The sequence below is a fragment of the Pseudomonas reactans genome (assembly GCF_013387025.1).
Classification (GTDB): Bacteria; Pseudomonadota; Gammaproteobacteria; order Pseudomonadales; family Pseudomonadaceae; genus Aquipseudomonas; species Aquipseudomonas reactans.
Map to the genome: position 1 here is coordinate 1 of NZ_JACAQP010000014.1, position 12,731 is coordinate 12,731.

Consider the following 12,731-nt stretch of genomic DNA (forward strand, 5'->3'; position numbering starts at 1 on the left):
AGCGGGCTTGCTCGCGAAGATGCCACCTCGGTCTCTTGGTAGAAACCCAAAAAAAACGCCACTGACCAAAGACCAGTGACGTTCTTCGATGCAACCACCGTTTAGACGGTATGCAGGTACCAGTTGTACTCAAGGTCGGAGATGGAATGTTCAAACTCTTCCAGCTCACTTTCCTTACAGGCGACGAAGATATCGATGTACTTAGGATCGATGTACTTGGCCATTACCTCGCTGTCGTCCAACTCACGCAGGGCATCGCGCAGGTTGTTCGGCAGGCTCTGTTCGTTCTGCTCGTAGCTGTTGCCTTCCACCGGTGCGCCAGGCTCGATCTTGTTGGTCAGGCCGTGGTGCACGCCTGCCAGGACCGAAGCCATCAGCAGGTAAGGGTTGGCGTCGGCACCGGCCACACGGTGTTCGATACGTACGGCGTCGGACGAGCCGGTCGGTACGCGGATCGCCACGGTGCGGTTATCCAGGCCCCAGCACGGCGAGTTCGGCACGTAGAACTGTGCGCCGAAACGACGGTAGGAGTTGACGTTGGGGCACAGGAACGCCATTTGGGCGGGCAGGGTCTCGAGCACACCGCCGATCGCGTGACGCAATGCGGCGTTCTGCTCGGGATCCTCGCTGGCAAAAATGTTCTTGCCGTCCTTGTCCAGAATGGAGATGTGTACGTGCAAACCGTTGCCTGCCTGGCCTGGGTAAGGCTTGGCCATGAAGGTGGTGTCCATCTCATGGTCGTAGGCAATGTTCTTGATCAAACGCTTGAGCAGTACCGCGTAGTCGCAGGCCTTGATCGGGTCGGCCACGTGGTGCAGGTTCACTTCGAACTGCGCCGGGGCACTTTCCTTGACGATGGCGTCGGCCGGGATGCCTTGCTCCTTCGCACCTTCCAGAATGTCCTGGAGGCAGTCGACGTATTCGTCGAGGTCGTCGATCAGGTAGACCTGTGTCGAGTGCGGGCGTTTGCCGGAGATCGGCGAGCGGGGCGGTTGTGGGCGGCCATTCACGTTCTCCTGGTCGATCAGGTAGAACTCAAGTTCGAAGGCGGCGCAGATGGTCAGACCGAGGTCGTCGAATTTGGTTACAACTTGGCGGAGCACTTCGCGCGGATCGGCGAAGAAAGGTTCACCTTCAAGTTCGTGCATGGTCATCAGCAGTTGCGCGGTAGGGCGCTTTTGCCAGGGTTCATTGCACAGGGTGTCGGGGATCGGATAACAGATTCGGTCAGCATCACCGATGTCCAGGCCCAGGCCGGTGCTTTCCACCGTAGAGCCGTTGATATCCAGGGCAAATAAAGAGGCAGGCAGGTTAATGCCCTTCTCGTAAACCTTGTGGAGGCTGGTGCGTTCGATGCGCTTGCCGCGCACCACACCATTCATATCCGCAATTAGAAGGTCTACGTACAGAACCTCAGGATGATCCTTAAGGAACGCGTTCGCTTCGTTAAGCTGAACGGCACGCGGGGGTACCGACATGATGCAACACCTTTGTTGTTAAAAATATCAATCATTGATCTTTTCTAGTTTCAGTCAACCCGAACGGCATGCCGAAGTCAAGCGAGGCCTTTTTTGCCCTAAAAAAGCGCTGCGATGGCTTTTTTGGGGCTTTTTGGGGCGGTTTTTCGGATTTGAGGGGCTTGGGACTAGCAGGCTTGAGCGGCCCGTGTTGTATTTTTTACGGGGGTGTTGTGTAAAAAAATGAACAAGGCTAAGCTCGATTCAAACCCATAACAGCAATAATACCGGGGTGCTTCATGTTTCACCTGCCGCCCAACGGCGTCTTGGCCTGCTTCAGCCGGGCTGTGTCATCCGTCCATTCCTCCCGCGTGAATACCCGCGCACCGGCCAATATTCTTGACGCCCGGGCCAGCCTCTTTTTTGCCTCCTCATTTGCCACCGAACGGCGCGCGCCTCGCGTGCTGCTCAAGATTGCGCACAACTTTGGCGTGAGGAATGCAACGCTGCAGCAAATGGCAGGTAAGCTCCTACCCTGAATGAAAAAACGACGCGGATGCTGCGTCAACCAACGCCTGGCCTTTAACGGATGCCAGGAAACCCAGCCCAGAGGCATTTATGAGTAACAACCTCGACCAGCTCACCGATTGGTTGAAAGACCACAAGATCACAGAAGTCGAATGCATGATTGGCGACCTCACCGGTATCACCCGGGGCAAGATCTCGCCGACCAACAAGTTCATCGCTGAAAAAGGCATGCGCCTGCCCGAAAGCGTTCTGTTGCAGACCGTGACCGGCGACTATGTCGAAGACGACATCTATTACGAATTGCTCGACCCGGCCGACATCGACATGATCTGCCGCCCTGACCAGAACGCTGTGTACCTGGTGCCCTGGGCCATCGAGCCCACCGCCCAGGTGATCCACGACACCTACGACAAGCAAGGCAACCCGATCGAGCTGTCGCCGCGCAACGTACTCAAGAAAGTCCTCAAGCTCTACGCCGACAAAGGCTGGCAGCCCATCGTGGCGCCGGAGATGGAGTTCTACCTGACCAAGCGCTGCGAAGACCCGGACTTCCCGTTGCAGCCGCCGATTGGCCGTTCCGGTCGCCCGGAGACCGGTCGCCAGTCCTTCTCTATAGAAGCGGCCAACGAATTCGACCCATTGTTCGAAGACGTCTACGACTGGTGCGAACTGCAGGAGCTGGACCTCGACACCCTGATCCACGAAGACGGCACCGCGCAGATGGAAATCAACTTCCGTCACGGCGATGCGCTGTCCCTGGCCGACCAGATTCTGGTGTTCAAGCGCACCATGCGTGAAGCCGCGCTCAAGCACGATGTGGCCGCCACCTTCATGGCCAAGCCGATGACCGGCGAGCCCGGCAGCGCGATGCACCTGCACCAGAGCATCATCGACATCGCCACCGGCAAGAACGTCTTCTCCAATGAAGACGGGACCATGAGCCAGCTGTTCCTCAACCACATTGGTGGCCTGCAGAAATTCATCCCTGAATTGCTGCCGCTGTTTGCCCCCAACGTGAACTCGTTCCGCCGTTTCTTGCCCGACACCTCGGCGCCGGTGAACGTGGAATGGGGCGAAGAAAACCGCACCGTGGGCTTGCGTGTTCCGGATGCCGGCCCGCAGAACCGTCGTGTGGAAAACCGCCTGCCGGGCGCCGACGCCAACCCGTACCTGGCAATTGCCGCCAGCTTGTTGTGCGGCTACATCGGCATGGTCGAAGGCCATAACCCAAGCGCGCCGGTGGTGGGTCGTGGTTACGAGCGACGCAACCTGCGTCTTCCGTTGACCATCGAAGACGCCCTGGAACGCATGGAAAACAGCAAGACCATCGAGAAATACCTGGGTCAAAAATTCATCACAGGCTACGTCGCGGTCAAGCGGGCCGAGCATGAAAACTTCAAGCGCGTGATCAGTTCGTGGGAGCGGGAATTCCTGCTCTTCGCCGTCTGATGCGCCGGGCGCGCCCTTTAAACGGCGCGCCCTTCACTGAAAAGTCTAGGAGATTGGTATGTCCAGCAACAACCCGCAAACCCGTGAATGGCAAGCCTTGAGCAGTGATCACCACCTGGCGCCGTTCAGCGACTTCAAGCAATTGAAAGAGAAAGGCCCGCGCATCATTACCAAAGCCCACGGCGTTTACCTGTGGGACAGCGAAGGCAACAAGATCCTCGACGGCATGGCCGGCCTGTGGTGCGTGGCGATCGGTTACGGTCGCGATGAACTGGCTGACGCCGCCGCCAAGCAGATGAAAGAACTGCCGTACTACAACTTGTTCTTCCAGACCGCTCACCCGCCGGTGCTGGAACTGGCCAAGGCCATTTCCGACATCGCGCCTGCCGGCATGAACCACGTGTTCTTCACCGGTTCCGGCTCCGAAGGCAACGACACCATGTTGCGCATGGTCCGCCACTACTGGGCGATCAAAGGCCAGCCAAACAAGAAAACCATCATCAGCCGCAAGAATGGCTACCACGGCTCCACCGTGGCCGGCGCCAGCCTGGGCGGCATGACCTATATGCATGAGCAGGGCGACTTGCCGATCCCTGGCATCACCCACATCGCCCAGCCTTACTGGTTTGGCGAAGGCGGCGACATGAGCCCCGAAGAATTCGGCGTGTGGGCTGCCAACCAGTTGGAAGAAAAGATTCTGGAGTTGGGCGTGGACAACGTCGGTGCCTTTATTGCCGAGCCGATCCAGGGCGCCGGTGGCGTGATCGTACCGCCGGCCACCTACTGGCCGCGCATCAAGGAAATCCTCGCCAAGTACGACATCCTGTTCATTGCCGACGAAGTCATCTGCGGTTTCGGTCGTACCGGTGAGTGGTTTGGTAGCGACTTCTACGACCTCAAGCCGCACATGATGACCATCGCCAAGGGCCTGACCTCGGGTTACATCCCCATGGGCGGCCTGATCGTGCGCGATGAAGTGGTGGACGTCCTTAACGAAGGCGGTGATTTCAACCACGGTTTCACCTACTCCGGTCACCCGGTGGCGGCGGCAGTGGCGCTGGAAAACATCCGCATCATGCGCGATGAAAAAATCGTTAACCGTGTCCACGACGAAACGGCACCGTATTTGCAGAAACGTCTGAGGGAATTGGCGGATCATCCGCTGGTGGGCGAAGTGCGTGGCGTGGGTATGCTCGGTGCCATTGAACTGGTGCAGGACAAAGCCACGCGCAAGCGCTATGAAGGCAAGGGCGTCGGCATGATCTGCCGCACGTTCTGCTTCGAAAATGGCCTGATCATGCGCGCCGTAGGCGACACCATGATCATTTCGCCACCGCTGGTGATCAGCAAGGCAGAAATCGACCAGTTGGTGACCAAGGCTCGTCAGTGCCTGGACCTGACTTTGGCGGCATTGCAGGGCTAAGTGCTAGGCTCAGAGCGCAGCGGCTTCGGGCGCTGCGCTTTGGGCAGTTATAAATGAGGCTTTGGTTGAAAGCCGGCCTCGGAACTTGCCAGACTGTCGCCCTGTTTTGTTGCCCTTTGGCTGGGCCTCGAAACATATGAAGCTTGTGGCCCAAAAAAGAAAAAATTGGAGCATCACCAAATGAAGGCATTAGGTTTGAAGAACGCTGGCAAGACCCTCCTCGCCTTGTCCCTGATGGGCGCAATGGCGGGCGCGGCCCAGGCCGACGATAAAGTGCTGCACGTCTACAACTGGTCCGACTACATTGCACCGGACACCATCGCCAACTTTGAAAAAGAGTCCGGCATCAAAGTGGTGTACGACGTTTTCGACAGCAACGAAACCCTGGAAGCCAAGTTGCTGGCAGGCAAGTCCGGTTACGACATCGTCGTACCGTCGAACAACTTCCTCGCCAAGCAGATCAAGGCCGGTGTCTACCAGGAGCTGGACAAGTCCAAGCTGTCCAACTACGACAACCTGAACAAATCCCTGCTTAAAGCCGTGTCGGTCAGCGACCCGGATAACAAGCACGCCTTCCCGTACATGTGGGGCTCAATCGGCATCGGCTACAACCCGGAGAAGGTCAAGGCCGCGCTGGGCGTGGACAAGATCGAATCGTGGGACGTGCTGCTCAAGCCGGAGAACATCGCCAAGCTGAAAAGCTGCGGCGTGAGCTTCCTCGATTCGCCAACCGAAATGCTGCCGATCGCGCTGCATTACCTGGGCCTGCCGACCGACAGCCAGAAGAAAGACGACCTCAAGCAAGCCGAAGCGCTGTTCCTGAAGATCCGTCCTTCGATCGGCTACTTCCACTCGTCCAAGTACATCTCCGACCTGGCCAACGGCAACATCTGCGTGGCCGTGGGTTATTCGGGTGACATCCAGCAGGCCAAGTCCCGCGCGGCCGAAGCCGGTGGCAAGGTCAAGGTGGCCTATGACATTCCGAAAGAAGGCGCTGGCAGCTTCTTCGACATGGTCGCCATCCCTAAAGATGCCGAGAACGTCGACGCGGCCTACAAGTTCATGAACTACCTGCTCAAGCCGGAAGTCATGGCGTCGATCACCAACAGCGTGCGTTTCCCGAACGGTAACGAGAAGGCCACCGCACTGGTCGACAAAGACATCACCAGCGACCCGGGCATCTACCCGCCAGCGGACGTGCAGGCCAAGCTCTACGCCATTGCTGACCTGCCGGCTGCGACCCAGCGTGAAATGACACGCAGCTGGACCAAGATCAAGTCCGGTAAATAACCGGTCTTTGTTAACCACCGCGCCTGGCGCGGTGGTTATCGAAACAATTAAATGACAGAAAGTTTTGCCGGATCGGTTTATCGAGGGTAAGTTGCGCGCCGGTTTTGTTGCCGGGCAACAACTTTGGGCCCAACTATTTAAGAGGACCTCCACTTGCCAATTTCTTTATTTCGCAAAGCCATGCTGGTGGGTGCAGGTATCACGCTGACGTTGAGCGTGCAGGCCGCACCGACGGTGCATATTTATAACTGGTCGGATTACATCGGCACCGACACCCTGGCCAACTTCGAAAAGGCCAGCGGCATCAAGCCCGTGTATGACGTGTTTGACTCCAACGAAACCCTGGAAGGCAAGCTCCTGGCCGGGCGTACCGGCTATGACGTGGTGGTGCCATCCAACCACTTCCTGGGCAAGCAGATCAAAGCCGGGGCGTTCCAGAAGCTCGACAAGTCATTGCTGACGAATTACGCCAACCTCGACCCGGCGCTGCTCAAGCGCCTGGAAAAGAATGACCCGGGCAACCAGTACGCCGTGCCGTACCTGTGGGGCACCAATGGCATCGGCTACAACGTCGATAAAGTGAAGGAAGTGCTGGGCGTCGACCATATCGACTCCTGGGCGGTGCTGTTCGAGCCTGAGAACATGAAGAAGCTGGCGACCTGCGGCGTGTCGTTCATGGACTCGGCGGATGAAATGCTGCCGGCAGTGCTCAACTACATGGGCCTGAACCCCAACAGTACGAACCCGGATGACTACAAGAAGGCAGAAGAGAAGCTGCTGAAAGTGCGGCCGTATGTGACCTACTTCCATTCTTCCAAATACATCTCGGACCTGGCCAACGGCAACATCTGCGTGGCGGCTGGTTTCTCCGGTGATGTGTTCCAGGCCAAGGCCCGTGCGGCCGAGGCTGGCAAGGGCGTGAACATCGCCTACACGATTCCCAAAGAAGGCGGCAACCTGTGGTTCGACGTGCTGGCCATCCCCAAGGATGCCACCAACGTCAAAGAGGCCCACGCCTTCATCAACTATTTGCTGCAACCTGAGGTGATCGCCCAGGTCAGTGATTACGTCGGTTATGCCAACCCTAACCCCGGGGCGGACAAGCTGATGGAGCAATCGATACGCACGGACGAAGCGGTTTACCCACCGCAGGCGGTACTCGACAGGACTTTTGTCAACTTCGAGCTACCCCCGAAAGTGCAACGTTTGATGACCCGTAGCTGGACCAAGGTCAAGACGGGCAAGTAAAGCCCAAACTATCCAAGGTTCGCCTGCTTCGGGCGAACAGACATTTTTGTTGGGAGTTTCGTAAATGGCAGTTGCCTCCGGCGCCTATAAGAAAGCCCTCGAAGGGGACCAGACACCGAAGAAGGTGCTGGTCAAAATCGACCGGGTCACGAAGAAGTTCGACGAGACGATTGCCGTGGACGATGTGTCCCTGGAAATCAAGAAAGGCGAGATCTTCGCCCTGCTCGGCGGTTCGGGTTCGGGCAAGTCCACCTTGCTGCGCATGCTCGCAGGTTTCGAGCGTCCGACTGAAGGGCGCATCTACCTCGACGGCGAAGACATCACCGACATGCCGCCCTACGAGCGGCCGATCAATATGATGTTCCAGTCATACGCCTTGTTCCCGCACATGACCGTGGCGCAGAACATCGCCTTCGGCCTGCAACAGGACAAGATCCCCAAGGCTGAAGTCGACGCCCGTGTGGCCGAGATGCTCAAGCTGGTGCAGATGAGCCAGTACGCCAAACGCAAGCCGCACCAGTTGTCCGGTGGACAGCGTCAGCGTGTGGCCCTGGCCCGTTCCCTGGCCAAGCGTCCGAAACTGCTGCTGCTCGATGAGCCCATGGGCGCCCTCGACAAGAAACTGCGTTCGCAGATGCAGTTGGAACTGGTGGAAATCATCGAGCGCGTCGGCGTGACCTGCGTGATGGTGACCCACGACCAGGAAGAGGCCATGACCATGGCCGAGCGCATTGCGATCATGCACCTGGGCTGGATCGCCCAAATCGGCAGCCCGATCGACATCTACGAAACGCCTACCAGCCGCCTGGTGTGCGAGTTCATCGGCAACGTCAACATCTTCGACACCCAAGTGGTGGATGACGCCGAAGGCCACGCGGTGCTCAAGTGCGCTGACCTGGACCGCGACATCTACGTGGGCTACGGCATCGCCACGTCGGTGGAAGACAAGTCGGTGACCTACGCGATTCGCCCGGAAAAACTGCTGGTCACCACCGAAATGCCGACCTGCGAGCACAACTGGTCCAGCGGCAAGGTGCACGACATCGCTTACCTGGGCGGCCACTCGGTGTTCTACGTGGAGCTGCCGAGCGGCAAGCTGGTGCAGTCCTTCGTGGCCAACGCCGAGCGCCGTGGCCAGCGGCCAACCTGGGGTGACCAGGTCTACGTGTGGTGGGAAGACGACAGCGGCGTGGTACTTCGCTCATGAACATGAAGAAGCTCAAGCGCCGCCTGCAACGAATAACGCCCAGTGGCCGTCATGCGGTCATTGGCATTCCTTTCCTGTGGCTGTTCCTGTTCTTCATGCTGCCGTTCTTCATCGTCCTGAAGATCAGTTTTGCCGAAGCCGACGTCGCGATCCCGCCGTACACCGAGATCTACACCTTCGTTGAGCAGAAACTGCAGTTGGTGCTCAATCTGGGCAACTACGCGATGCTCGGCGACGACGAGTTGTACATTGCCGCGTACCTGGGCTCGCTGAAAATGGCGTTCTTCAGCACGCTGCTGTGCCTGCTGATCGGCTACCCGATGGCCTACGCCATTGCCAGTGCGCGCAAAGAGATGCAGACCGTGCTGGTGCTGCTGATCATGATGCCGACCTGGACCGCGATTCTGATCCGCGTGTATGCGTGGATGGGCATTCTCAGCAACAACGGTTTGCTCAATGGCTTCCTGATGTCCATCGGGTTGATCAACGAGCCGCTGCAGATCCTCAACACCAACATCGCGGTGTATATCGGCGTGGTCTATTCGTACCTGCCGTTCATGATCCTGCCGCTGTACGCCAACCTGGTGAAACATGACCAGAGCCTGCTGGAAGCCGCATCCGACCTGGGGTCGAGCACCTTCAACAGCTTCTGGAAGATCACCGTGCCGCTGTCCAAGAACGGCATCATCGCCGGCTGCATGCTGGTGTTCATCCCCGTGGTGGGTGAGTTCGTGATCCCGGAGCTGCTGGGCGGCCCGGAAACCCTGATGATCGGTAAAGTATTGTGGCAAGAATTCTTCAACAACCGTGACTGGCCGGTGGCCTCTGCCCTGGCGGTGGTGATGCTGGCGATCCTGATCGTGCCGATTATCCTGTTCAACCGCAGCCAAGCCAAAGAGATGGAGGGCAAGATATGAAGCGCTTCAGATTCTCGAGTTTCATGCTGGTGGCGGGGTTGTTGTTCATCTACCTGCCGATGCTGATCCTGGTGATCTACTCGTTCAACGAATCCAAGCTGGTGACAGTGTGGGGCGGTTGGTCGATCAAGTGGTACGTGGGCCTGCTGGACAACACCCAGTTGATGGGCTCGGTGGCGCGCTCCCTGGAAATCGCCTGCTACACGGCGGTGGCCGCGGTGGCGTTGGGTACGCTCGCGGCCTTCGTGCTGACGCGCATCAGCCAGTTCAAGGGCCGCACGCTGTTCGGCGGCCTGGTGACTGCGCCGTTGGTGATGCCGGAAGTGATCACCGGTCTGTCGCTGTTGCTGCTGTTTGTGGCGATGGCGCAAATGATCGGCTGGCCCCAGGAGCGTGGCATCGTCACCATCTGGATCGCCCACACCACGTTCTGTGCGGCGTATGTGGCGGTGGTGGTGTCGGCGCGACTGCGTGAGCTGGACCTGTCGATCGAAGAAGCGGCGATGGACCTGGGCGCGCGGCCGTGGAAGGTGTTCTTCCTGATCACCATCCCCATGATCGCGCCGTCGTTGGCGGCGGGCGGCATGATGTCGTTCGCACTGTCGCTGGATGACCTGGTATTGGCCAGCTTCGTGTCGGGGCCGGGTTCGACCACCTTGCCGATGGAAGTGTTCTCGGCGGTGCGCCTTGGGGTTAAACCCGAGATCAACGCCGTGGCCAGTTTGATTCTGTTGGCGGTGTCGTTGGTGACCTTCCTGGTGTGGTTCTTCAGCCGTCGAGCCGAAGAGCACCGCAAGAAAGCTATCCAACAAGCGATTGAAGAAGCGGCGGCGGATGGCTGGCAGCAGCCGGACAAGCGCCGGGCGGCTGCACCGGTCTGAAATCCGCAACCGGGTTCAAATGTGGGAGGGGGCTTGCCCCCGATAGCGGCATGTCAGCTCTCACATCTGAGACTGATACACCGCCATCGGGGGCAAGCCCCCTCCCACAGTTTTGACCGCATTTCAGGTCGATTACGCAATCCACGGCGATTTGCGGATGACGTCCACAAAATTCATCGGCTTGAACCCCGGCTCCTGATCCACCAGCACATCCGTCTTCACGTTGCCAAACGTGGTCTGCGGACGATGGCGCAAGCCGTCGGCAAACGCGCAGATGATGCACTCCTTGAACCCTTCACCACGTGGATGCGCATGCACCACGGCTTCGCGCTGCACGGTGGAAAATGCGGCGTAGTCCATTCCCAGCACGTCCATTTCCACACCGGCCGTCACCAGCGCCACAGTCGGACGCAGATGCTGCGGCACGCCCGGTGTGGTGTGCAGGGCGATGGACAGCCACACCTGTTCGATATCGTCATCGCTCAGCCCGTAAGGTTTGAGGAAAGCGGCGGCGGCGTTGGCGCCGTCCACTTCGAAACGCTCGTTTTCACTGCGATGGCCTTCGACCAGGCCCAGGTCATGGAACATCGCGCCGACGTAGAGCAGTTCCGGGTTGTAGGCGAGTTGCTTGCGTTCGCCGCTCAAGGCGCCGAACAGGAATACCCGGCGGGAGTGGTGGTAGAGCAGGTCGGATTCGACGTCGCGGATGTATTCGGTGGTGGCCTTGGCCAGGGCGCTGTCCGGGATCTGGATGCCGGCGATGGTGGTAGTCATGGTGGTTCTCCTCTGGAAAGATTCCAGTCTGGTCGCGTGCCAGCGAAGGGGCCATTGCGGCGAGGGTGCGATCCCGGCCAATGTGCCTTGATATCGCGCCAGGTCGTATCTCTGTAGGAGCGAGCTTGCTCGCGAAAAACGCCAGGGCGCCGCGCCCATCCAGGCAGAACGCGTTATCGTTAACGTTCTTCGCGAGCAAGCTCGCTCCTACAGGTCATCACAAGGCTTACCGACCATGGGCAAAACCGTCGCCATCCTGATCTTCCCCGGCGTCCAGTCATTGGACGTGACCGGCCCCATGGACGTGTTCTGCGAAGCCAACCGTTTTCTACCGCCGCAAGACCATTACCAATTGGACGTGATCGGCTTCGGCCACGGCAGCATGGCCGCCTCCAACGGCCTCGCGTTGCAGGCCCACCATCACTACAGCGAAGCCCTGCGAGCCTACGACCTGCTGCTGGTCGCCGGCGGCCCGCAGTTACCCTTCGAAGACTTCGGCGCCGAGTTCGATGACTGGCTGCGTGGCGCCAGTGCCCGTGCGCAACGTTTCGGTTCTATCTGCAACGGCGCCTTCATGCTGGCGCGCGCCGGGCTGTTGGATGGCAAAACCGTCACCACCCACTGGAATGACGCAGCGGACCTGGCGCGCCTGTGCCCCACGGCCCAGGTCGACGCCGACCGGCTCTATGTGCAGGACGGCAATCTCTACACCTCGGCCGGGGTCACGGCGGGCATCGATCTATCGCTGTATTTGCTGGCCCAGGATCACGGCCCGGAAGTCGCGTTGAGCGTGGCCAAGCGCCTGGTGGTGTTCACCCAGCGCTCGGGCGGGCAGTCGCAGTTCAGTCCGTTCCTTACACCCCATGCCGAATCCACCTCGGCGGTGGCGCTGGTGCAGCTGTACGTGTTGGCGAACCTGACGGGGGATTTGACCATTGCTGACCTGGCCAAGGCAGCCAATATGAGCGCGCGTAATTTCTCCCGGGTGTTTGCCCGAGAGGCGCGGATCACGCCAGCGGAGTTTGTCGAGCGGGCGCGGGTAGACGCGGCGCGGGTCATGCTCGAAAGCAGCCCCGCGCCGCTCAAGACGGTTGCCTATCAATGTGGTTTTCGCGACGCCCAGCACATGCGCAGTGTGTTCAACCGCCGGCTGGGCGTGACGCCGCAACAGTTCCGGCTTAACTTTGCGGCGCCGGTTTGAGGGTGTCGTAGGCTTCCAGCGCGCGCAGTGAGTAGATGTACGCCGCGCCCGCATTCAACGAGATCGCCGTGGCCAGGGTTGCCGCGACTTCTTCGCGAGTGGCGCCGGCCTTGATCGCCGCGTCGGCATGCACGCCGATGCAGCCATCGCAGCGCGTGGTGATGGCCACGGCGATGGAGATCAGTTCACGGGTCTTGGCGTCGAGCACGTTGTTTTCTTCGGCGGCCTCGCCCAGAGCCATGTAGGCTTTGACCATCTTCGGATTGCTCTTGCCCAGCGCGCCAAAGGCTTTCTTCACGGTAGGCAGCAAGTCGGACCAGTTATTGAACATTGCGGTAACTCCTGAACAGGTGTGG

At 59.2% G+C, this 12,731-nt stretch carries 12 protein-coding genes; 9 read left to right on the plus strand and 3 right to left on the minus strand.

From position 1 onward, the window contains the following. Positions 1-101 precede the first annotated feature (101 nt). Entirely contained in the window at positions 102-1,478 is a 1,377-nt protein-coding gene (locus HX793_RS16735; RefSeq protein ID WP_032858908.1) for a glutamine synthetase family protein, read from the minus strand. 278 nt (positions 1,479-1,756) lie between these two features. On the opposite strand from HX793_RS16735, the gene HX793_RS16740 reads away from it, so the two are divergent. The 8 genes from HX793_RS16740 (at position 1,757) to HX793_RS16775 (ending at position 10,400) form a co-directional block, all read left to right on the plus strand. Beyond that, complete coding sequence (locus HX793_RS16740; RefSeq protein WP_177094265.1) at positions 1,757-1,996, plus strand: hypothetical protein; 240 nt, start codon at positions 1,757-1,759, stop codon at positions 1,994-1,996. Between the two features lie 79 nt (positions 1,997-2,075). Then, complete coding sequence (locus tag HX793_RS16745) at positions 2,076-3,434, plus strand: glutamine synthetase family protein (protein WP_016978997.1); 1,359 nt, start codon at positions 2,076-2,078, stop codon at positions 3,432-3,434. Between the two features lie 58 nt (positions 3,435-3,492). Further along, positions 3,493-4,857, plus strand: a complete 1,365-nt coding sequence (locus HX793_RS16750; protein WP_177094267.1) for an aspartate aminotransferase family protein — start codon at positions 3,493-3,495, stop codon at positions 4,855-4,857. A 195-nt stretch (positions 4,858-5,052) separates the two neighbouring features. Next, complete coding sequence (locus tag HX793_RS16755) at positions 5,053-6,147, plus strand: polyamine ABC transporter substrate-binding protein (protein WP_025999958.1); 1,095 nt, start codon at positions 5,053-5,055, stop codon at positions 6,145-6,147. Between the two features lie 153 nt (positions 6,148-6,300). Then, the gene (locus HX793_RS16760; RefSeq protein ID WP_010207338.1) at positions 6,301-7,395 is read left to right on the plus strand and encodes a polyamine ABC transporter substrate-binding protein; all 1,095 of its coding nucleotides are present in this window, start codon (positions 6,301-6,303) and stop codon (positions 7,393-7,395) included. Between the two features lie 64 nt (positions 7,396-7,459). Further along, positions 7,460-8,602: an ABC transporter ATP-binding protein gene (locus tag HX793_RS16765; protein WP_033897564.1), complete on the plus strand. Its 1,143-nt coding sequence runs from the start codon at positions 7,460-7,462 to the stop codon at positions 8,600-8,602. Beyond that, entirely contained in the window at positions 8,599-9,519 is a 921-nt protein-coding gene (locus HX793_RS16770) for an ABC transporter permease subunit (protein ID WP_016979002.1), read from the plus strand. The genes HX793_RS16765 and HX793_RS16770 overlap by 4 nt, the downstream gene beginning before the upstream one ends. Further along, on the plus strand, positions 9,516-10,400 hold the full coding sequence (locus HX793_RS16775; protein ID WP_016979003.1) for an ABC transporter permease subunit: 885 nt from the start codon (positions 9,516-9,518) through the stop codon (positions 10,398-10,400). The genes HX793_RS16770 and HX793_RS16775 overlap by 4 nt, the downstream gene beginning before the upstream one ends. A gap of 132 nt (positions 10,401-10,532) precedes the next feature. On the opposite strand, the gene HX793_RS16780 is transcribed toward HX793_RS16775, so the two are convergent. Continuing rightward, positions 10,533-11,174, minus strand: coding sequence for an HD domain-containing protein (locus HX793_RS16780; protein ID WP_177052648.1), 642 nt, complete (start codon positions 11,172-11,174; stop codon positions 10,533-10,535). A gap of 235 nt (positions 11,175-11,409) precedes the next feature. Between HX793_RS16780 and HX793_RS16785 the strand changes: the two genes are divergently transcribed. Continuing rightward, positions 11,410-12,375 (plus strand): GlxA family transcriptional regulator, encoded by a 966-nt coding sequence (locus tag HX793_RS16785; protein ID WP_177052649.1) that lies wholly within the window; start codon positions 11,410-11,412, stop codon positions 12,373-12,375. On the opposite strand, the gene HX793_RS16790 is transcribed toward HX793_RS16785, so the two are convergent. Then, a complete protein-coding gene (locus HX793_RS16790; protein ID WP_016973032.1) occupies positions 12,353-12,706 on the minus strand; it encodes a carboxymuconolactone decarboxylase family protein in 354 nt (117 codons plus the stop codon). The two genes, HX793_RS16785 and HX793_RS16790, sit on opposite strands and share 23 nt — an antisense overlap. Positions 12,707-12,731 lie beyond the last annotated feature (25 nt).